The organism is Pseudomonas sp. zfem002, assembly GCF_032621685.1.
Lineage (GTDB): Bacteria > Pseudomonadota > Gammaproteobacteria > Pseudomonadales > Pseudomonadaceae > Aquipseudomonas > Aquipseudomonas japonica.
Map to the genome: position 1 here is coordinate 78100 of NZ_JAVYJH010000006.1, position 20305 is coordinate 98404.

Sequence of the window (20305 nt, forward strand, 5' to 3'; positions counted from 1 at the left end):
TTTTCTGGGGGTCAGGGGCGCAGGTTTTCCTGTTTTTCCGCATCTTCATGGGCCTGGCGCAGCCGCTCGCGGCTGTTGCTCAGGTGCATGCGCATCGCCATCTTCGCCCCTTCGCTGTCGCGCCGAGCGATGGCTTCGTAGATCGCTTCGTGTTCGTGGTGCAGGCGCCCCAGGTAATGCGGCTGGTCGTCGTGGGCCAGGCGGGCCGAGTTCAGTCGGGTCCGCGGAATGATGCTGGTGCCCAGGTGATTGATGATATCGGCGAAATAGTGATTGCCACTGGCCTGGGCGATCTGCAGGTGGAACTGGAAATCCGCCGACACCGCATCCGAGGCATGCGCCGCGCTCTCGTTCAGCTCATCCAGTGCCGCGCGCATCCCGGCCAGCGCCTCGTCGCTGCGCCGTTGCGCCGCGAGTCCGGCGGACTCCACTTCCAGGGCGATGCGCAATTCCAGGACCGCCAGCACTTCGCGCAGGGTGACGATGGTCGCTGGATCGATGCGGAAGCCGCCGCTGTTCGGCAGATCGAGCACGAAGGTGCCGATGCCGTGGCGGGTCTCCACCTGCCCGGCCGCCTGCAGGCGCGAAATCGCCTCGCGCACCACCGTACGGCTCACGCCTTCCTCGGCCATGATCTGCGATTCGGTGGGAAGCTTGTCGCCGCGCTTGAGCTGGCCGCTGCGGATTCGTTCGGTCAGTACCGCGACCAGTTCCTGAGCCAGGCTACGCGGCTTGCGCCGGGGCTGGACCTGTACCTGCTGCTCTGTCATGCCCTGTACATTCACATGGAGAAAACAGCGCTCATCATAGCTGATGCAGTTGTACGATCACATGGCTGGGGTAGGGTTTTGTGGAAAAGAAAAAGCCGCGCATTCGCGCGGCTTTCTTCATGATCTGGTGGGCCCACACGGACTCGAACCGTGGACCAAAGGATTATGAGTTCGCCAATGACACCGTTGCGCCAGGTTTCATTGGGTTACACAAGGAAACGGTACAGTACGCGAAAGTGCAGGGCAATCAGTACGTTAGCGAACGGTACGTTACAGGTAAGGATCTTCGTGCTGTACCGCTAGTGTACCTGGGAGAGTGGCTGGTTTTGTACCGTCGATCCGGCGTCCCTGCCGGCGCTGGTGTCCAGGCCCCGGGCAAAAAGCCGCCCGGGGCCTGGCTCGGCATCCATGCCTCACCAGCTTTGAGCAGCGTGATCCCTGCAAGAGTTTCTACCTCTCAACGGAATTCCCGTCCAGGCAGCGCGCCAAGAGGATCTGCCTTCGGTCGCATACGGGCGTTTCGTTTATTGCGTTTTTCGTTTTTTTCGAATATAAATGCTCTACGTGGCTGCAGCCATGCCTCCACGTTCACTGCTATATCACTGAGTTTTTGGAGAAAACCATGACCACCGCCGACCTCACTCGCACCGTGCTTCCTGATGAGAAGGAAATTGCTGCGGCCGTGGAGTCAAGCCGACAGTTAGCCGCCTTCCTCTCGACTAAGCTGGAAACCCAGCGCATTGAACTGGTGGATGGAGAGCAACAACGTCAGGTAGTTGAACTGCCGACGTTTGCCTTTCGCCTGCTTGGCGAGATTCTCAGTGAGCTTGCTTTGGGAAATGCCGTCAAGGTTGTCCCGATTCATGCTGAGCTGACCACTCAGGAGGGTGCTGATTTGCTTAACGTCTCGCGGCCTCACTTAGTGAAGCTGCTGGATGAAGGTAGGATTCCGCACACAAAGACAGGGCGTCATCGGCGGGTCAAATTCGCCGATCTGATGGAATACAAAGAGCAACGTGAACTCGCTAGCCACTCTGCCCTAGATGAGCTCGCTGCCCAGGCTCAGGAGCTGGGGATGGGGTACGAATGAGGCATTCTCCTTACACGGCAGTTTATGATGCGAATGTCTTGTACCCTGCACCATTGCGTGATTTTTTAATGCGTCTTGCGCTGACTGGTGCGTACCGAGCGCGCTGGTCAGCTTTGATCCATGATGAGTGGAAGCGCAATCTGCTATTGAATCGAACAGATTTAACTGCAGAACAACTGAATCGCACCTCTGAACTGATGGATCAAGCCATACCAGACGCGCTGGTTACTGATTACGAAGCCATTGTTGCGGGGCTTGAGCTGCCAGACCAAGATGATCGTCATGTGCTTGCCGTTGCAATCAAATGCAGCGCTTCCGCTATTGTGACTTTTAATCTCAAGGATTTTCCTAAAGCTTCTCTTGAGCCATTCGGTATAGAAGCGCTACACCCGGACGATTTTATTGCTGATCTTTGGGATCTTGATCAAGCGGCTGTACTGGAGGCCGCTCGACGTCAGCGAGCCGCTTTGAAAAATCCGCCGCATAGTGTTCGGGAATACCTTGATAAACTTCTGCAGCAGAAGCTCCCAGAGACGGTGAAGCTGCTCTCTGACTTCGAGTTCCTTCTCTAAATTTAACAAATAGTTTGCCAGGGCAGAAGTCTAGTCCCAATGTGCAAGGGGCTATACACGATTACAGGATGTATTTATGTCGAAGTCGAAGAAAGAGACTCCGAAAAATCCAGGGTTTGAATCTACAATCTGGATAAATGAAAGCCATATTCTTGAGAGCGCTGCAGCTTTTGGTGATGTCGCCATTGAGCTGGCTAAAATGCTGAGTCAATACGGTGACCCAAGACTGAATGTGGTGTTTACTAACGGGGCGCTTGCCTTGGAGTTGTATTTTAAGGCGCAGGTGGTTGAGCGAGTTTTCGATCCAGCATATTTCGAAATTACACCAGACGGTAATCAGCGGCCAGCGACCGAAAAAGAATATGTTGAGCAGACAAAACCTGTGGTTTCTATTCTGCACAGTCGTCTTCAGGTTCCAAAAAAATATAGAACTCATGAGCTGGTTGAGCTTTTTGTCAATCTCAATGACGAGGTTCAAGATAAGATTGTAGGGTTGATTTCAGGGCGCGTTCCTAGGATTAAATCTAAAAAGGATATGGTGGAGTTTTTAGGTTTAATAAACTGTTTTTTTGTAGATAAGCGCTATGAGTTTGAAGGTTTCATTTCAGGCATTGAGGCGGATAAGATTCACATCTACACTCTTATTCCGCTCTTGCAGGCAATGAAGGAGTCTATGCTAGGGAAGCGTTAAGGGCGACTAGAAATTGAAAGTTTGCTGAAAAGATTGGTGTGAGGCTTATGAATACTCTCCCGCTTACGGATACGATCATCCATGCATTGGCTCAGTTAGTAGACGACTCTGGAAATAATGGAAGCTATCGTGAGCCATCTCATTCTGATATTGAGTTCCAAGTAAACACTGCTGGTCTTTCCAAGCATGATCCAAAGCAGCAGGGGCAGACCATCGGCAAAGCGAAGCGAGTTCGTGCGGTGCTCTACAATGCGATGGAACTACAGCCTGAGGCGGGTTCTCGGTTAGTCGCTGGGCTTCTATCTAAACTCCGAGCCTGTGGTGGTTTTCGCGAGACGTCTGCGAACTACGTTGGCCGTGAGGCCGTGGATAACGCTAAGGCAGCCTTCAACGCAGAGGGCTTTAACCTAGCGGACGATGGGACGGTATCTCCCAAAGTCTTGACCGCCCTTGCCGGAGCGGAATTGACTGATGCTTTGTGGGCTTATGCCCGCCGTGCTCAAAAGGGGGCGGAAGATGCGGCTCTCATAGCGGGTACAGGAAAGGATTTGTTAGAGGCCACCGCAGCCCACGTGCTTATGACTCTTGAGGGGCGCTACCCAGAAAGGGCAAACTTCCAGGGCCTTTTGGGGATGGCCTTCATTGCTCTTGAGTTAGCAGTGCCAGAGATTCCCGAGCAGCCTGGTGAGCCAGCGATTAAGTCGATGGAGCGTGGCCTGTTCACCGCTGCTCTTGGCGTCAATCGAGTTCGCAACAAGCAGGGTGCTGGCCATGGAAGACCTTGGGTGGCCACTCTTTCATCAGAGGAAGCTAAAGCCGCTATTGAGATCGTGGGAACTATCTCAGCGTACTTGCTCGGGAAGTTGTCGAAACGTGAGCGTCGATCGGCCTAGCTACCGACCACCAAACTCGATCGAGAAAGAAGGCTTGTCACAGTAGCTACCGCTGCGAGCGCACAGACAACGCAGCTAAGCGTCGCAATCGGTCGAGGATTGGTGTCGTTCGGAGAGAGCTATCGAACTGACGTTCATTTTTTCTTCGAAAGAACCCATGTGTTTTCGCATCCGAGCTCGATTTTCAGAACGTCGCCTACCGTCCAGCCCAGGGCATCGCAGAGCTCATCGGGTAAGGAGATGATTACGTCGCCACTACCATCATTCGTATGCTCGCAGGCTACTCGCCAGGTATTTTTAGACTCACCTTTGAGGGCAAAGCTGTCCGCATCTTTATCGTTGCTCATGAGTACTGATCTACCTCAGAGGGTCAGAGCCTGCTTCCACGGAACGTTATAAATTTATCCGCACATGTTCCCGAGGATTGGGGCTACGGGTTTGTAATATGGGTCGTGCAGCTCTTACCTCGACAGGACTCAAACCACCGCCTCCCTGCCCAATCTGGAATTGACCATAGTTGCTGGAGGTCTTGTTGACGCAATGGCCTAGTGCGGCCGAGATTTCTTCTTCACTCATCTCGGCCCGCTTCCAGTCGCTGGCCGCGGCATTTCGGAGGTGGTACGGGCAGACTCTGAAGTTCAGCCTCGGCCACAGCTTCTGCCCGGCCGACGACAGCGCTGCACGCCAGTTGGTAGTTTTCTCGATTTCGACAACCGTCTCGATCGCGGCCGGCGCAACCTTTCTGCAGACCTCATAGAGAGCCCTAACCAACGGACTCGGACTCTGATCGACTCGATAGGTGATTTCTCGCCAGGGCTGCCCCTTCTGATTGGTGACCTTTACCCCGTTGTCGACCCGGATAGTCAACAGCCCGCTCTCTTTGGAGAAAATCACTTTGACGCCTCTCTCGAGTTCACCTGGCCGACATCCTGACACTGCCTCCACCAGATATGCCAGTTCGTACTTGCTACCCTCAAGTTGCTTATGCAGTTGATCCCGCCAATTGCTAGGTAAGTATTTTAAGTCAGATCGCTTTGACTTCCGTCTGGCAGTATTTTCGAGAGGACACTGTCCTTTGTGCCTCTCAATGATATTCAAGATTCCAACTACCTCTTCAATTACTTCAGCCTGATATCTAAGGGAGTTTAAATCGCCCGCACGCTGGGCTACGTCTTGACTCCGTAACGCTTCCTGAAGCTGAGTGCGACAACAATGGATTGTGGCGGCCATTCTTCTCCGATATGTGGACTTACTTTGAGTCGCACAGATTGCTGACCATAGCTTCTCTGGATTAGCTCCTTCATCGCCAACCATACGGTTATATTCGCGAACGTAACCATCTCCAGTCGACTGAGATAGACTTCTGGACGGCAACTCCTTCATTCGTTGGCGAGCTGTTCTTATGATCTCGAAAATCTCTTCCAGGGTCTTCATAGCGCCTTCTCCTGTGACCTAACTCGATTGAGCTGGTTGTCTGATGTGCCCCTTTCGCTACGCGAATCGCCGTTCCGGCGACCGGTGCCCACATTCACGCAGCTGCGTGAATGTGATTTCTTTTTAGGTCACTTACGACCTATTCTTTTTAGGTCACTCATGACTCATCGATTTTTAGGTCACATGTGACTTTTTCTTTGTCTTATCCTTGTACAGCTTAAATAAGTTTGCTTGAATACTCTCATCGACTATGCATGGAGACTTTCAATGTCATCCTCCGGATATCAGGTTGGCTTATCTGCTGGTTACGCCCACTCTCGCGCAACCCAAGCGTCATACGAAGCTGTAATTGATGAGTGGCGCTTGCACTCAGAGAATCTGAAACGTCAGGTAAACGCTTTGAATGAGCGTATCGAAATCATGCAAGGTCATTTTGAGGCGAATAACTATGTTTTGCTTCTATTGCTGGAGGAGTTAAGAAAGACCTCTCCTAACTCTCCACTACTGGCAAAGGAAAATAGAGATTCGCTCCGTCAGAAGGCCTTTGATAGATATCTTGAAGATTGCGAATATGAGGGGCAAAGTTCACGCCTCCGGAGATAATTAACCTCCAGGGGGCGGCCCACCCAGCAGTGTGCTGTTGTCTGGCATGCTTCGGCCAGGAGTAGAGTTATCTGGCCCCTTGGAGTGTTTTGCCCCGCCACCCAGACCACCCGCGGCCCCGTGCTTCGTTTCTCTGACACCGGCGACAAACACATCCTGGCCGCTGTCACCCGTGCGCTCTGCGTCGGCTATCCCACCAGTGGAACCATTGCCGATCCAGCGCAAAATATTATCGGGGACCCAATGGATCAAGCTGAACACGATATGGACAACCGTCGTCATCATCACCACATAGATTGCGACGTAGGCAAAGAACGACACGATGCCGGTCATGCTGTCCGCCTGAACTCCGGAGACGACTGACATGAAAGCCGCGTTGATGTAGCCAACGATCGGCTGAGTCAGCAGCATGCCGCCGAGAAGACCAAACAGCATTAATGCCGGCCGCATCACCAGCGAGAGGATCATCATGTAACCCTGCCCAGCGCGACCGACAGCATCGTCTCCGTCAGGGTGGATATGGGCCACGGCAAATAGCGGGGCCGCGATGACCGATTCGAGAACAAGCACGAACCAGTTCACGATCGAGGTCGTCCAGGTGATGAAAGGGATCATCGGGACGTAGGTGCTGAGCGTCACGCCGAAAGCGAACAGCAAAATCAACAACGTGGTGATGATGCCCGAGAGGAACTGGAAGACTGCGCCTGCGTCGAAGCCCACCTTCACCGTGGCTTGTGCTGCCCAGGAGTTTGCGACGCCGGTGGCGGTGGCCATGGCTGCCAGCATCACCTCACCGGTAGTCACGATAGTGTCGCCGAAGCTTTTCATCTGGCTCATGTGGTTGAGGTTGGAGCCGGCAATGCTCTGGGTCATCTGGTTGATAGCCCCCAAGAAGGGAGCGGACATCATCTTCTTGACGTACTCCCAGGCCCCTTCCCCGTCACGAGGCTCGCGCACGTTGGTCTCGGCGTAGTAGGTGTTGCGGACCGAGTCGACGCGGTGCTTGGCATACTCGTCGGCAGTGAGCATCGTATCGGCGTAGGTCTGGAGCGTCTCCTTGGTTTCTTTGTCGACGATGGCAATGGGTTCGGCTGCTGGCAGACCGTTCAGAGTGGACTGCATCACGTCGTTCATCTTGACAATATGATTGTACCAAGTCCCGGCAAACAACCAGCCGCCGTCCTTGGCGGCTTTGAGGAAGTCAGCCGAGGCCCGATCACTTGTCTGCATTACGGCTGTCTTGGCGGCGGCGCGAAGTGAGTTTTCGTAGGTGTTTGCCGCGGCATCGATTACGCCCGGGGCGGGCTTCTGCCCGGCGACAATTTGCCGTGCAATCGGCCGGATATCCTGGATCATCTGCCGGATGGCTTTCGCGTGGGCCGCGAGGATCGGCTCTTTGATGACGTTGGTGTTGCTGTTGCCTTCCGAGGCTTCCCAGGACTGCTTCCAGGTGAGTGCGCCACATACATCGGGGTTCATATACGAGTTGTCGTCAGCTTTCCATTTGTAATCCACGACGGTGTAGCTCGCCTTGTTGTACTTCTGAACCATGTTGATGCCGCCGTAGACCGGAATGGCGTCGGTGATATCGACGTCAATCTCCCCGGTGTTGACGACTTTGCGCGTGGATGCGACTGCCTGTATGCGCGTCGACCGGCCGGAAGCTTCGAACTGCTTGTTCATCGCTGCAGCGCAGACTTCGAACTTCAGGATATTGGCCGCGAGCGGCCTGGAATCGGGGATCAGCGGTCGAGACAGCATGCCGTCCTTGCCGATCTGGTCGACGGCCTGGTTCCAGATCGCGTCTCCTACGCCCACGCCCTGGATCGCGAGCCAGAGCACCATGATCTGTATCAGCGAGTAGCCATGTCCGAGCGGCAACAGCAACGCGCCGCCCGCAGCGGTGCGCAACGGAATCCAGATGTCGCTCATCTTCCGCCCGAGCACCTCGCCGTCCTGAGCGGAGTCCACCGTGCCTTTGACGGTCGTATAGGCAATGAAAAGCATTCCTAAGAACATTACGGCGCCACCGAACACGGACATCATGCTGCCCAGCACGTCCTCGGTTTCGCCGCCTTCCACATTCCCGCCCGAGTGGATGGTACCCACGATGGAGCCGAAAACTTCCTCCAGGAAGTCGACCGATGTGTCACCAGGCGGCGGGGTGAACTGGTTCAGTCCGCCCGAGGAGTCAGCGTGAGCTGTGCCTCCGAAAAGAGCGGCCAGAAGTAGACAAAGCTGCAGCAGCGATTTTTTCATCTGGCTGTCCCCCGCTGTGCTGGCGGTAAAACTAAGGGCACGGCGCTAGCGTCAAACACATAAAGCAACGCATACGGGATGCCGGCGAGCGCATAAAATTGACCCCCACCGGACAAGTACTGTTGCACGGCACAAAGGGCCAGGGCGGCCGTTGAGGGGAACAACCACCAGCCTGGCAATCCACCCCAAGTACGATGTTGCCCGAGGGGAACTGCTAGGTTGGTCAGGAGTAAAATAAGATAAATAATTCTGTGCGTTATACGGCTAAAGCCCGGTGAGCCAAGCCAGCTTATTAGGCCGGGCATGCGAGGATCTCCGCAACTTCTGGGGTTCTGTAGTAAACACGGCGACCAACTTTTACAGAGGTACCATTGAGGCTTCGATAAAAGTTATCGTTTTTGTAACGGGTGAGATGAACGCGAAGAGCTTCTGGAGACTTGCCTAAAAGCTCTGCGAGTTGGGCAGGAGACATCAAAAGTCCAAATTTTTCGACTAGGGCTTCTTCGAATCGACTTTTCATCGGAACGCTCCACAACTTGGGGGGTAAGTGTTGTGGGCTATTTAAATTCGGCGGCTCATATCCGGTCAACTAACGTGGCCTTATGTCTTGTACCGCTAATTTGTTATTTTGGCGTATTGTTGCGTATTTTTTGTTGTTATGTGTTATTGTTTGGCTCTTTTAATTACTCGGGGTTGGCGGTGCGGCGCGCTTATATGAAAAAAAGGTCTAAGAATGGCCTTCCCCATAAGTTTTCACCTTTGCCCCATAAGTATTCACTTTTCACCCCATAAATTTTCACCTTTGCTCCCCATAAGTTTTCACCTATAAAATTTCTACCCCATATCTTTTCACCTTTGGCCCCATATCCTTTCACCTTACGCCCCATAAGCTTTCACCTTAAATTTATAAATATCTTTAAATTCAATGAGTTAGTGAAATTCGGTGGTTTCTTCTGTTTGTATGTTTAAAGAAAAAACAAACAAACAGACATGAGGGCTGGACTAGGATCAGCGGTTGGGGATAAGGTGGCGACGCTGGGCAAGGGTTGCAGCCCTTACTCAGCGCCTAACCCAAAAGATCGGTAAGAGATCCCTAGGCTATGACTATCCTACCAGCTTCGCGTTTTTCACCAAACCTCACCCTGGATTTACTAACGGAAGTCGCACCAGAGCTCGAAATTCTGGAGCGCGAACAGCAGTTAGAACACCTTTCAGAGCTATTACAGCCCGCCCTGGATATCGTCGTTTCTGCATTTAAATTGGCTTCAGTGACCGAAGTGACCGCGCAGGCTTTCCAGTTGTTTCTGAAAGAGCTTGTAATTGCTGCTGGGAGCGAAGGTTAGTTACAAGTCCTGAATAACCCCACCGGATGCTTTTAGAGTGAGGGAAAATGGGAGGAATATCGATGCAGCAGCATTTTTACATCACGCGCGAGGACTTGGCTGCTTTCACACTGGCCCTCGACGTTCGGATTTATGCTGGCCGTGGCTGGCTCCCCCTGGTTCTGAGCGCCAAGACTATTATTGGCGATTCAGTCGTTGCCGCTGTTCGGGAAGACGCAGGAGCGCTACGGATCGAACTAAATCGCTGCAGCCCTCCGCAGCGTGAATGGCTTGCCGAGGTGGAGGCTGCCTCTCGGATGGTTTGTGAAATTTGTGGTAAGCCGGGGCAATTGCGGTTTGAGGGTCTTAAAAATGGCCAACCGGCAGGTTGGCACCGAACTCGTTGTGACGAACATATCGATGATCGATGCGCACACCTCCAAAGGCTTAAAGGGCATGCTTTGCAAGTCGTTCAACCCGGGGGGCGTTTGAAGTGAGCTGGTGAGGCATGGATGCCGCGCCAGGGCCGGGCGGCTTCATGCCCGGACCTGGCCACCAGCGCCGGCAGGGACGCCGGAAAGCAACCTATGGATTTGCACAGGGTTTCTTGCCCTGGCTTAGCAAGAGCCACGAGACCTCTCTCCAATAATTAGTTCTAGCCTGGAATCGCGCCAGGACGACCTTGAGAAGTTCCGCCTCAGGAGGAGGCAGGGCCTCATGGAGTCCACGATACGTCAACAGATCCAGGCCTAACTGTCGACTGGCAAACTTATCTCGTGGCAGCGAGCCTAACGTCTTTCCTCGCTCTAGAAGGCTTTGCTCTAGCTGCTGTAGGAGATCAAGCTTACGTGAGCTCGTTGCTACCCCAGAGGGGTCAAGGTTAGTTTCATGGCAGCACCTTTCATGGCAGCATCTACCATCGATGAACTCCTCGCCTATTGCCTGGCACCGGTCTGCCTCTGTTGGTGATAGCACGGGAGCCAGTAGCTCCAGCTCCTCATGGAACAGCCGGTCGCGACTCATGCTTTCCGTTTTCCCTTTGGACTAGTAATCGCGTCCAGGTCTTTTACCAGATCCTCCGCTCGCAAATGCGTATAGCGCCGCAGCATTTGCATAGATTTATGACCGCTTATGGCCGAAACTTTCTGGTCCGACATACCGCTTTCGACAAGTCGACTCACGGCTTCATGGCGTAGATCGTGAAAGCGCAGATCAGCCATGCCTAGCTTGGCCTTGAGCAGCCCCCATTTCTTTGTGAAAGCGTAGGGTCGGCGTTTACCGTCTTTGCCAGGCTCGCCAAAGAATACGAGGTTGCAATCGGCCGGGCGGACTGGATTATCCAAAGCGGCCTTGAAGGTGTCCGTAGCCAGTTTGGTGAGAGGAACGGTCCGGGCACTATCATTTTTTGTGTCTGACAGGCGCACTACACGCTTTTTCAGGTCGACCTGGTGACAGCGTAGACCTGTGATCTCCGATGAGCGCATGCCTGTCTCCAGGGCGATACGAACGATCCAGCCAAGCATAGGGTTGCTGTGTGTGCTAGCGGCGCTAAGCAGGCGTCGTTCTTCATCGGCTGACAGTCGGCGGTCGCGACCTTCTCCAGGGCTCGGTTTGCGAATATTGAGCACCGGGTTAAATGTCAGTCCGAGCCCCCATTCTTGAATCGCCACGGTATAGAGATGGCTAAGCAAGGCTATCTCGAGGCGCACGGTGTTGTTGCTAACGGGGACGCCACGCTTGCTCAGGGCGCCCAGTCGGGTGTCGCGGTAATTGGCGATAACTTCGGCGGAGAGGGCGGCCAAGGAGTATTTGCCCAGGTGTTCGATCAGCTGCTTGGCCTTGGTTGCCTCGGCTTTCTGCGTGGTGGGCTTTTTACTTGGGGTGACCTCGGCCAGATAGCGTTCCAGTGCTTTCTCAAGCGTTAGGCGCTCTGAGCCGCTGCGCTGGATGTAAACCCCTCGCACCATTTCGTCCTCGGTACGACGTGACCAGTCTTCTGCGTCGCGTTTAGTTCGGAAGGTTTTAGAGTTGGTGGGCCATCCAGTTTTGCGGATGACAGCTTTCCAAGTGCCGGCAGGGGTTTTGACAATTGTGGCCATCTGAGGACTCCAAAGGCGAGCAGACAGAACTGCACTGTACCTAATTTGTACCTTTGGACCATAGGATTATTCGTGAGGCCACACCTCTGGAAAGCACAAAGCCGCGCAGTGCGCGGCTTTGAAGGTGGTGGGCCCACACGGACTCGAACCGTGGACCAAAGGATTATGAGTCCTCTGCTCTAACCGACTGAGCTATAGGCCCCAGTGGTCGCGGATTATATCGAGGGATTCCAGGCAGTGCCATCCGAAAGATCGGAAAGTACTATGCGTAGAAACGACGCGGCGAAGGCATCCGCCGGCAGCGGCAGGCTGACGATGTAGCCCTGGATCTGTTCGCAACCCTCGCTGGCGAGGAATTGCTGCTGGGCGTCGGTCTCCACGCCCTCGGCGATGATGGTCAGTTGCATGCTGCGGCCCAGGGCGATGATGGCGCGGGCGATGGCGGCATCGTTGGCATCGTCGGGCAGGCCGCGGATGAACGACTGGTCGATCTTGAGAATGTCCAGCGGCAGGCGCTTGAGGTAACTGAGGGACGAATAACCGGTGCCGAAGTCGTCGATCGCCAGTTGCACGCCCAGGCGCTTGAGCTGGTGCAGGATGGCCAGGCTTTCCTCGGCCTGGCTCATGATGAAGTTCTCGGTGATTTCCAGCTGCAGGTCGCCGGCCTTGAGCTGGCAGGTCTTGAGCAACTGTTCGATGCGTCGCACCAGCCCCGGCTGGCGCAACTGGGCGCCGGCGAGGTTGACCGACAATGGGCCGAACGCCTGGTACTGGCGCTTCCACGCCTGCATCTGCTGGCAGGCGTGCTCCAGCACCCAGTCACCCAGTTGCAGGATCATGCCGTTCTCTTCGGCCAGCGGAATGAAATGCTCCGGCGGAACCTCGCCAAAGGTCGGATTTCTCCAGCGGATCAGTGCTTCGGCACCCACCAGCTGGCGGGTTTTCAGGCTCAGCTTGGGCTGGAAGTACAGGCTCAGTTCATTGCGATCTATGGCGCGGCGCAGTTCGTGTTCGAGGGCGATGCGTTCGCTGGCCTGGGCCGTGAGGTCGCGGGTGTAGGCCTCGACCCGGTTGCGCCCCTTGGCCTTGGAGCGGTACATGGCCGCGTCGGCGTTGCGGATCAGCGAGGGCACGTCGCTGCCGTCCTGCGGGTACAGGCTGATGCCGATGCTGGCGCTGGAGAAGAACTCATGGTCGCCGGCCTGGAAGGGCGCGTTGAAGCAGGTCAGGACTTTGTGCGCGATATGCTCGGCATCGCTGGCCTGGTGCAGGCCCGGCAGCAGGATGATGAATTCGTCGCCACCCAGGCGGGCGACGGTGTCGATGTCGCGCACCTGCTCCTTGAGCCGATGGGCGATGGCCTTGAGCAGCAGGTCGCCGACCGGGTGGCCGAGGCTGTCGTTGATGTGCTTGAAACGGTCGAGGTCGAGAAACAGCACCGCACCCTGGCGGCTGGCCGCCTGTGGACAGCTCAGCGCGGCCTGCAGGCGGTTCTCGAACAGCGTGCGGTTGGGCAGGCCGGTGAGGGGGTCGTGATGGGCCTGGTAGTCGAGCTTGGCCTGGGCGTGCTTGAGGCTGGAGATGTCGGCGAAGACGGCGACGAAGTGCGTGGTCCCCAGCTCCGGATTGCGCACCGCGCTGATGGTCAGCCAGCTGGGGTACAGCTCGCCGTTCTTGCGCCGGTTGAAGATCTCGCCCTGCCAGTGCCCCTCGGCGTTCAGCTGATGCCACATGGCGGCGTAGAAGGCGCTGTCGTGCTGGCCCGAGGCGAGCAGGCGCGGGGTCTGGCCGAGGGTTTCGGCCTCGCTGTAGCCGGTGATTTCACTGAAGGCCCGATTGACCGCGCTGATGCGCTGGTCGGTATCGGTGATGAGCACGCCTTCGGCGGTGTTTTCCAACACGGTGGCAGCCAGTTGCAGTTTTTCCTGCATCTGGTGGCGGTCGGTGATATCGCGGGCGATGGTCAGCATGCAGTCGGTCCCGCCAATCGGCAGGGGACGTGCCGACAGCTCGCAGAGGCGGATCTGGCCATCGGCCCGGCGCAGGTTGCAGCTGAAGTCGCTGACGAAGCCGTCTTTCTTCAGCAGTTCGAGCATCTGCCGCCGTTCGTTCAGGTCGACCCAGATACCCAGGTCGATGGCGGTATGGTCCAGGGACGACTGGGTGTCGAAACCGGTCAGGCGGCAGAACCCTTCGTTGACCTCCAGCAGCAGGCCGTCGCTCTGGCGTGACAGCAGCATGCCGTCGGGGGAGGCGTGGAAGGCCTTGGCGAACTTCTCTTCGGAAATCTGCAGTTGCCGCTGGGTTTCCTTGAGCTGGCTGATATCGCGTACCGCAACGACCAGCGCCGGGGTGCTTTCCAGGTCGAAGGATTCCGCCGAGATCAGGCCGGTGAACAGCTGCCCGTTGCTGCGCCGGAAGGTCATTTCCAGGTTGCGTACGCTGCCCCGTTGCAGGCGCTCCAGCAGGCTCGGGCCGATACCTTCGACGCCCCAGATATTCAGTTCGGTGGCGGTGCGCCCCACCACCTGCGCGGGGCCCATGCCGATCTGCTCCTCGAAGGTCTCGTTGACCTCCAGTAGGCAACCGTCGCTCAGGCGGGCAATCACCAGGATGTCCGGGCACTGGTGAAACACCGAGGCGAATTTTTCTTCCGACAGGCGCAGGGCCTGCTCGGTGTGCTTGGCCTCGCTGATATCAATCATCAGGCCGCGCATCACCGGTTTGTGGCCGTGCTCGATGAGGCTGACGATATCGCGGATCCACAGGGTCCTGCCGTCGGCGCGGATGACCCGGTAATCGAGGCTGTGATCGCGACCGGCGGCGGTCTCGGCATCGCAGTAGGCCTGGGCCCAGAGGGCGTCATCGGGGTGCAGGATCGAACGCCAGAAGCCGGGTTTGAGCCAGTCGCTCAGGGCATAGCCGAGCAGGTCCTCGGCATGGGGGGAGACGTAGTTGTAGGTGAAATCGTTGGCATCGGCTTCCCAGGCGATGGCCGACAGGCTCTCCACCAGCCCGCGATAGTGGTATTCGCTGCTGCGTAGTTCCTGCTCCAGGGCGATACGCCGGGAGATCTCCGAGCTGAGGCGGCGGTTGGCGCGGATCACGATGGCCAGGACCGCGACCAGGACCAGCAGGCCAGGCAGGCCGTACATCAGTAGGTTGCTCCACAGGGGGCGCTGGTCGAGGACCTTGCCGACCCAGCGCTCCTGGATGCTGCTGATTTCCTCGGGGCTCATGTCGGCGAGCACCTTGTCGAGGATGCCGATCAGCATCTGCTGTTCCCGCGGAGCGCCCATGGCGAGTTGATAGCGATAGGGCGTCTCGCCACTGACGTGCAGGCCTTCGAGTTTGAGCTGGCGCAGGCTCCAGACGCTGGACGCCAGGTCGCCGACGACCGCGTCGACCTCATTGGTGGCCAGGGCCTGCAGGGCCGCGCTGACATTGGGCAGGGCGACCAGGTTGAGGTCTGGGTGCTGGGCGCGCAGCAGTTCATGGGGGGCGTAGTTTTCCACCACGGCGATCTTCAGTCCGTAGAGGTCCTTGATCGAGCCCGGTTGCGGGCCGCCATCATGGGCCAGGATGACGATCGGGAAGTCCAGGTAAGGTCGGGTGAACGACAGGTAGGCCTGGCGTTCCGGCGTGGACATGATCCCCGGCATCAGATCGAGCTGATTGTGTCGCGCTTTTTCCAGGACAGCGGTCCAGCTGACCGGCTCGATCGGTTCGAACTCGATCCCCAAGCGCTTCTCGATCACAGCGATGTAGTCGGCAGCCAGTCCCTGGTAATGGCCTTCCTGGTCTCGGTATTCGAAAGGTGGCCATGAGGCATCAACGCCGAGGCGCAGCCTGGGGTGGGCATCGAGCCAGGTCTGTTCTTCGTCGGTCAGGGTCAGGGCGCCGGCCACTGCGCTCCAGAGGAACAAGAGCGGCAGCAGAAAGGCCGGCAATCTCGGCATAGCGCCCTCGTCGATCTGATGAATAGATTCGAGTGTAGACGGGCATTTCGCCGTCAGGGGAGCAGGTTGGCGGGAGTTTGTCGGCACATAAAGAAAAACCCCGGCGGGTGCCGGGGTTTCTCGTGTTACTCGTCGAGGAAGGAGCGCAGATGCTCGCTTCGGGTCGGGTGACGCAGCTTGCGCAGCGCCTTGGCTTCGATCTGACGGATCCGCTCGCGGGTCACGTCGAACTGCTTGCCGACTTCTTCGAGGGTGTGATCGGTGTTCATGTCGATACCGAAACGCATGCGCAGCACCTTGGCTTCGCGTGCGGTCAGGCCCGAGAGCACGTCACGGGTAGCTTCCTTGAGGCTTTCGACGGTGGCGACATCGATTGGCGACTGCATGGTCGAGTCCTCGATGAAGTCGCCCAGATGCGAATCTTCGTCGTCACCGATCGGGGTTTCCATGGAGATCGGCTCTTTGGCGATCTTCAGTACCTTGCGGATCTTGTCCTCGGGCATCTCCATGCGCTCGCCCAGCTCTTCCGGGGTCGGTTCGCGACCCATTTCCTGGAGCATCTGCCGGGAAATACGGTTGAGCTTGTTGATCGTCTCGATCATGTGCACCGGAATACGGATGGTACGCGCCTGGTCGGCGATCGAACGGGTGATCGCCTGGCGGATCCACCAGGTGGCGTAGGTCGAGAACTTGTAGCCGCGACGGTATTCGAACTTGTCCACCGCCTTCATCAGGCCGATGTTGCCTTCCTGGATCAGATCGAGGAACTGCAGGCCGCGGTTGGTGTACTTCTTGGCGATCGAGATCACCAGACGCAGGTTGGCCTCGACCATTTCCTTCTTGGCGCGACGAGCCTTGGCTTCACCGATCGACATGCGACGGTTGATGTCCTTGATCTCGGCGATGGTCAGGCCGGTTTCGGCTTCGAGGTCGACCAGCTTCTGCTGGCAACGCACGATGTCGGCATCCAGGCGACCCAGGGCTTCGGCCCATTTGGTGCTGCGCTTGGCGAGGTCGCCGCTCCAGGTCTGGTCGACTTCGTTGCTCGGGAACAGACGCAGGAAGTCGGCACGCGGCATGCGCGCGTCACGGACGCACAGTTGCATGATGGCGCGTTCCTGGGCACGCAGGCGATCCAGGGAGCTGCGTACGTGCTCGACCAGGCCTTCGAACTGCTTCGGCACCAGCTTGATCGGCATGAACAGCTCGGCCAGGGCCAGCAGTTCGGCAACGCCTTGCTTGCTGTCGCGGCCGTGCTTCTTCAGGACCTTGGTGGTGGCTTCGAGCTGTTCGGCGACAGCGCCGAAGCGCTGGCGGGCAACTTCCGGATCGGGACCGCTTTCGGTCTCTTCCTCGTCGTCGCCGCTCTCGTCCTTTTCTTCCTCGTCGTCGTCGCTCTCTTCGGCCGCAGCGGCCTTGGTGTCGACGGGCGGTGGCATCTCGGTCGGAGCCGCGATGCTGTCATCCGGATCGATGTAGCCGCTCAGGACGTCGGACAGGCGACCGCCTTCCGCGGTGACGCGATCGTATTCGCCGAGGATGTGTTCGACGGTACCGGGGAAGTGGGCGATAGCGCTCATCACTTCGCGGATACCTTCCTCGATCCGCTTGGCGATTTCGATTTCGCCTTCACGGGTCAGGAGTTCGACGGTACCCATTTCGCGCATGTACATGCGCACCGGGTCGGTGGTGCGACCGATGTCGGTTTCCACAGCCGCCAGCGCAGCGGCGGCTTCTTCGGCCGCGGCTTCGTCGGTGTCGGCTTCGGCCAACAAAAGGGCATCCGCATCCGGAGCACTCTCGAATACGTTGATCCCCATGTCGTTGATCATGCGGATGATGTCTTCCACCTGTTCCGGATCTGAAATATCCTCCGGCAGGTGGTCGTTGACCTCCGCGTAAGTCAGGTAGCCCTGCTCACGACCGCGGGTGATCAACTCTTTGATGCGAGACTGCTGTTGCGCTTTTCCGGACATAACACCCTATCCACTGAAGGTCTTGGCGGGCAAAAAACAAGCCGAGGATTATACCCGAGCATGGACCTCACGCGCCAGTTGAGGTCGGGGTTTGTGCGGGAACATTGCGACTGAGCAGGTCGCGCAGCTGATTTTTTTCCTCTGCGCTCAATTCGCTCTGACGTGCTTTGCGGAGCAGATGTTCCAGGCTGCGCTCGCGTTGGCGAGCGGACAAGCTAGTTATAGTGTCGAAAAACTGTTGTTCAAGGTTGTCGGCATCGATCAGCCATTCCTTTTCCGCCAGTGCCCGCAGCAGACGTCCCTGTTCGGTGCCGTGCCAGCGCGCGATCAGCTGTAGTGAGCGTAGCTCAGGATTCTTTTGCAGCGCTTCGAGCAGTGCCACCAGAAGCTGTGCGTAGACGTGTTCTTCGTCGGCGAAATGACTGGCGTCCTCGACCTTGCGGGCTAGCGCGGGGTGGTGCAGCAAGGTGCGCAGGGCGCTGAGCGTCGGTGGTTCGACCGAGGTCGGCACCCGCGGCGGATGATTCTGTTGCTTGCCGTTGCGATCCCAGGGCTTGCCACCTTTCTTGTCCCACGGCTTGCCGTCCCATTTCTTTTTCTGTCCGCCACCCTGGTTCGGCGTCCACTGCTGTTGCGGTTGTGGCTGGAAATGCTCGGCATGGTGGAAATCGCTGTAGTCCGGGCTGTAGTCGGGGACTGCGTCGTAGTCGAGGCCCGGGTCGTAGGCCGGCGGCATTTCCCGCGGTGCGCTCTGGGCCAGCTGTTCGACCTGCTGGTTGTCCAGGCCGGTGATTTCCTTCAGGCGGTTGCGCATCAGCGCACGCAGGTTGGCACCCGGCACCTTGTCGATCAGCGGCGCGGCGAGGGTGGCCATGTGCGCCTTGCCTTCCAGCGAGCGCGGGTCGGCTTCTTCGGTCAGTTGCTGGAAGAAGTAATCGGCCAGCGGCTGGGCATGCTGGTTGATCCGTGCACGGAAGGCGTCGGTGCCTTCCGCGCGGACCAGGCTGTCCGGGTCCTCGCCCTCGGGCAGGAACAGGAAGCGCGCCTTGCGCCCGTCCTGCAGGCTCGACAGCGTAGCCTCCAGGGCGCGCCAGGCGGCGTTGCGGCCGGCCTGGTCACCGTCGAAGCAGAACAGCACGCTGGGCACCACGCGGAACAGGCGCTTGAGGTGCTCCTCGCTGGTCGCCGTGCCCAGGGTCGCCACCGCGTTGCGCAAGCCTTGCTGGGCCAGGGCGATGACGTCCATGTAGCCCTCGACGACGATGATCTCGTCGAGGTTGCGATTGAACTTGCGCGCCTCGTACAGCCCGTACAGCTCCTGGCCCTTGTGGAACACCGGGGTTTCCGGGGAGTTGAGGTACTTGGGCTTGTCGTCGCCAAGGACGCGGCCGCCGAAGGCGATGACCCGACCGCGGCTGTCGCGGATCGGGAACATCACCCGGTCGCGGAAGCGGTCATAGCGTTTGCCGGTCTCGGCGTTCTCGATCAGCAGCCCGGCGTCGATCATGGCCTTCTGCTGCAGGGTATCGCTGCTCAGGTGCTTGAACAGGTTGTCCCAGCCGGGCGGGGCGAAACCCAGGCCGAAGTCGCGGGCGATTTCCCCGGACAGCCCGCGGCCCTTGAGGTACGCCACCGCGGCCTTGCGGGTCGGGTGGCTCTTCAAGGCCTGGCGGTAGAACTCGGCGGCGGCGCTGAGCAGCGGATACAGCGGCGAGTCGGTGGGTTGGCGCGGTTTGTGACCGCGGCCGCCTTCTTCGCGGGGGACTTCCATGCCGGCCGCTTTCGCCAGTTCCTCGACGGCCTGGGGAAAGTCCAGGTTGTCGTGGTCCATGATGAAGCCGAGGGCATTGCCGCCGGCGCCGCAACCGAAGCAGTAGTAGAACTGCTTGTCCGGGCTGACGCTGAAGGAGGGTGTCTTTTCCTTGTGGAAGGGACAGCAGGCGGTGAGGTTCTTGCCGGCCTTTTTCAGCTGCACGCGAGAACTCACCACATCGACGATGTCGGTGCGGTTGAGAAGGTCGTCAATGAAACTCTGGGGTATCAGCCCGGCCATGGCTCTCTCGTCATCAGGCGATCATCGAAAGTCTATCGCTAATGCTGCGGGAACGACGGTGCATTCGAAGCGAGGTCGAATGGCAAACGCAAGAAACGGAAGAAGATGTGCTCGTCGGTAACCCGTAAGGGCTCGTCAGGAGTGACGTGCACGGCTGGCGTTGAAGCCAGTTCTGACGATCAGGGCAGGCTGCCCGCGCTGGGAACCAGTCTGGGCGTCTCCGGCGATACGACAGGTGTCGTGGCTGGAGTGAACAGCAAAATCAACTGCCGGCAGCCCGGCTTTGGGCCGGGCGAGGCAGAAGCTTGCGACGAACGTCTGTATCAGTACAGACGAACGGCGCGGCGCTGTTCGCGCTGAACTTTCTTGGCGTGACGCTTAACAGCAGCAGCTGCTTTGCGCTTACGCTCGGAAGTCGGCTTCTCGTAAAATTCGCGGCTACGAACTTCAGCCAGTACACCGGCTTTTTCGCAGGAGCGCTTGAAACGACGCAGAGCTACGTCGAAGGGTTCGTTCTCTTTAACTTTGACGGCTGGCATCCAGAGCTACCTTCATTCATTACCGGGGTCAACGAACTCGTGGCA

The 20305-nt window shown here is 57.6% G+C and carries 17 protein-coding genes and 1 tRNA gene; 7 read left to right on the plus strand and 11 right to left on the minus strand.

Annotation, left to right across the window (positions count from 1 at the left end):
- Positions 1–11 precede the first annotated feature (11 nt).
- Positions 12–770 (minus strand): FadR/GntR family transcriptional regulator, encoded by a 759-nt coding sequence (locus tag RTI28_RS10200; protein ID WP_316920341.1) that lies wholly within the window; start codon positions 768–770, stop codon positions 12–14.
- A gap of 622 nt (positions 771–1392) precedes the next feature.
- On the opposite strand from RTI28_RS10200, the gene RTI28_RS10205 reads away from it, so the two are divergent.
- From RTI28_RS10205 to RTI28_RS10220, 4 genes are all read left to right on the plus strand, one after another.
- The gene (locus RTI28_RS10205; RefSeq protein WP_316920342.1) at positions 1393–1860 is read left to right on the plus strand and encodes a helix-turn-helix domain-containing protein; all 468 of its coding nucleotides are present in this window, start codon (positions 1393–1395) and stop codon (positions 1858–1860) included.
- Positions 1857–2432: a PIN domain-containing protein gene (locus RTI28_RS10210; RefSeq protein WP_316920343.1), complete on the plus strand. Its 576-nt coding sequence runs from the start codon at positions 1857–1859 to the stop codon at positions 2430–2432. Before RTI28_RS10205 ends, RTI28_RS10210 begins: the two co-directional genes overlap by 4 nt.
- Before the next feature lie 76 nt (positions 2433–2508).
- Positions 2509–3123, plus strand: a complete 615-nt coding sequence (locus tag RTI28_RS10215) for a hypothetical protein (RefSeq protein ID WP_316920344.1) — start codon at positions 2509–2511, stop codon at positions 3121–3123.
- Between the two features lie 47 nt (positions 3124–3170).
- Positions 3171–4016, plus strand: coding sequence for an abortive infection family protein (locus RTI28_RS10220; RefSeq protein WP_316920345.1), 846 nt, complete (start codon positions 3171–3173; stop codon positions 4014–4016).
- 134 nt (positions 4017–4150) lie between these two features.
- Here RTI28_RS10220 and RTI28_RS10225 read toward each other — a convergent pair whose 3' ends face one another.
- Entirely contained in the window at positions 4151–4363 is a 213-nt protein-coding gene (locus RTI28_RS10225) for an AbrB/MazE/SpoVT family DNA-binding domain-containing protein (protein WP_316920346.1), read from the minus strand.
- Positions 4364–4409: 46 nt separating this feature from the next.
- On the minus strand, positions 4410–5450 hold the full coding sequence (locus RTI28_RS10230) for a hypothetical protein (RefSeq protein ID WP_316920347.1): 1041 nt from the start codon (positions 5448–5450) through the stop codon (positions 4410–4412).
- Between the two features lie 267 nt (positions 5451–5717).
- Between RTI28_RS10230 and RTI28_RS10235 the strand changes: the two genes are divergently transcribed.
- Entirely contained in the window at positions 5718–6053 is a 336-nt protein-coding gene (locus RTI28_RS10235; RefSeq protein ID WP_316920348.1) for a hypothetical protein, read from the plus strand.
- On the opposite strand, the gene RTI28_RS10240 is transcribed toward RTI28_RS10235, so the two are convergent.
- Positions 6054–8312 carry a DotA/TraY family protein gene (locus RTI28_RS10240; RefSeq protein ID WP_316920349.1) on the minus strand — a complete coding sequence of 753 codons (2259 nt, stop codon included), beginning with the start codon at positions 8310–8312 and terminating at the stop codon, positions 6054–6056. It lies immediately after the preceding gene.
- A gap of 292 nt (positions 8313–8604) precedes the next feature.
- On the minus strand, positions 8605–8832 hold the full coding sequence (locus RTI28_RS10245; RefSeq protein ID WP_079743374.1) for a hypothetical protein: 228 nt from the start codon (positions 8830–8832) through the stop codon (positions 8605–8607).
- Positions 8833–9412: 580 nt separating this feature from the next.
- On the opposite strand from RTI28_RS10245, the gene RTI28_RS10250 reads away from it, so the two are divergent.
- On the plus strand, positions 9413–9655 hold the full coding sequence (locus RTI28_RS10250) for a hypothetical protein (RefSeq protein WP_316920350.1): 243 nt from the start codon (positions 9413–9415) through the stop codon (positions 9653–9655).
- Positions 9656–9717: 62 nt separating this feature from the next.
- Positions 9718–10131 carry a hypothetical protein gene (locus RTI28_RS10255; RefSeq protein ID WP_316920351.1) on the plus strand — a complete coding sequence of 138 codons (414 nt, stop codon included), beginning with the start codon at positions 9718–9720 and terminating at the stop codon, positions 10129–10131.
- A gap of 522 nt (positions 10132–10653) precedes the next feature.
- On the opposite strand, the gene RTI28_RS10260 is transcribed toward RTI28_RS10255, so the two are convergent.
- The 6 genes from RTI28_RS10260 to rpsU all read right to left on the minus strand — a co-directional run bounded on the left by RTI28_RS10260 (position 10654) and on the right by rpsU (position 20260).
- Positions 10654–11733 carry a site-specific integrase gene (locus RTI28_RS10260; RefSeq protein WP_316920352.1) on the minus strand — a complete coding sequence of 360 codons (1080 nt, stop codon included), beginning with the start codon at positions 11731–11733 and terminating at the stop codon, positions 10654–10656.
- Between the two features lie 125 nt (positions 11734–11858).
- Positions 11859–11935: transfer RNA gene (locus RTI28_RS10265), tRNA-Ile, on the minus strand.
- A gap of 13 nt (positions 11936–11948) precedes the next feature.
- On the minus strand, positions 11949–15692 hold the full coding sequence (locus tag RTI28_RS10270) for a bifunctional diguanylate cyclase/phosphodiesterase (protein ID WP_316920353.1): 3744 nt from the start codon (positions 15690–15692) through the stop codon (positions 11949–11951).
- A gap of 125 nt (positions 15693–15817) precedes the next feature.
- Positions 15818–17668 carry an RNA polymerase sigma factor RpoD gene (gene rpoD, locus RTI28_RS10275; RefSeq protein WP_316920354.1) on the minus strand — a complete coding sequence of 617 codons (1851 nt, stop codon included), beginning with the start codon at positions 17666–17668 and terminating at the stop codon, positions 15818–15820.
- A 67-nt stretch (positions 17669–17735) separates the two neighbouring features.
- A complete protein-coding gene (gene dnaG / locus RTI28_RS10280) occupies positions 17736–19721 on the minus strand; it encodes a DNA primase (RefSeq protein ID WP_316920355.1) in 1986 nt (661 codons plus the stop codon).
- Positions 19722–20044: 323 nt separating this feature from the next.
- Entirely contained in the window at positions 20045–20260 is a 216-nt protein-coding gene (rpsU, locus tag RTI28_RS10285; protein ID WP_002551877.1) for a 30S ribosomal protein S21, read from the minus strand.
- Between the last annotated feature and the right edge of the window lie 45 nt (positions 20261–20305).

Excerpts from the sequence above, each read along its gene's own strand:
- RTI28_RS10200 (WP_316920341.1), bottom strand. The coding sequence starts at position 770 with ATGACAGAGCAGCAGGTACAGGTCCAGCCCCGGCGCAAGCCGCGTAGC.
- RTI28_RS10205 (WP_316920342.1), top strand. The coding sequence starts at position 1,393 with ATGACCACCGCCGACCTCACTCGCACCGTGCTTCCTGATGAGAAGGAA.
- RTI28_RS10210 (WP_316920343.1), top strand. The coding sequence starts at position 1,857 with ATGAGGCATTCTCCTTACACGGCAGTTTATGATGCGAATGTCTTGTAC.
- RTI28_RS10215 (WP_316920344.1), top strand. The coding sequence starts at position 2,509 with ATGTCGAAGTCGAAGAAAGAGACTCCGAAAAATCCAGGGTTTGAATCT.
- RTI28_RS10220 (WP_316920345.1), top strand. The coding sequence starts at position 3,171 with ATGAATACTCTCCCGCTTACGGATACGATCATCCATGCATTGGCTCAG.
- RTI28_RS10225 (WP_316920346.1), bottom strand. The coding sequence starts at position 4,363 with ATGAGCAACGATAAAGATGCGGACAGCTTTGCCCTCAAAGGTGAGTCT.
- RTI28_RS10230 (WP_316920347.1), bottom strand. The coding sequence starts at position 5,450 with ATGAAGACCCTGGAAGAGATTTTCGAGATCATAAGAACAGCTCGCCAA.
- RTI28_RS10235 (WP_316920348.1), top strand. The coding sequence starts at position 5,718 with ATGTCATCCTCCGGATATCAGGTTGGCTTATCTGCTGGTTACGCCCAC.
- RTI28_RS10240 (WP_316920349.1), bottom strand. The coding sequence starts at position 8,312 with ATGAAAAAATCGCTGCTGCAGCTTTGTCTACTTCTGGCCGCTCTTTTC.
- RTI28_RS10245 (WP_079743374.1), bottom strand. The coding sequence starts at position 8,832 with ATGAAAAGTCGATTCGAAGAAGCCCTAGTCGAAAAATTTGGACTTTTG.
- RTI28_RS10250 (WP_316920350.1), top strand. The coding sequence starts at position 9,413 with ATGACTATCCTACCAGCTTCGCGTTTTTCACCAAACCTCACCCTGGAT.
- RTI28_RS10255 (WP_316920351.1), top strand. The coding sequence starts at position 9,718 with ATGCAGCAGCATTTTTACATCACGCGCGAGGACTTGGCTGCTTTCACA.
- RTI28_RS10260 (WP_316920352.1), bottom strand. The coding sequence starts at position 11,733 with ATGGCCACAATTGTCAAAACCCCTGCCGGCACTTGGAAAGCTGTCATC.
- RTI28_RS10270 (WP_316920353.1), bottom strand. The coding sequence starts at position 15,692 with ATGCCGAGATTGCCGGCCTTTCTGCTGCCGCTCTTGTTCCTCTGGAGC.
- rpoD (WP_316920354.1), bottom strand. The coding sequence starts at position 17,668 with ATGTCCGGAAAAGCGCAACAGCAGTCTCGCATCAAAGAGTTGATCACC.
- dnaG (WP_316920355.1), bottom strand. The coding sequence starts at position 19,721 with ATGGCCGGGCTGATACCCCAGAGTTTCATTGACGACCTTCTCAACCGC.
- rpsU (WP_002551877.1), bottom strand. The coding sequence starts at position 20,260 with ATGCCAGCCGTCAAAGTTAAAGAGAACGAACCCTTCGACGTAGCTCTG.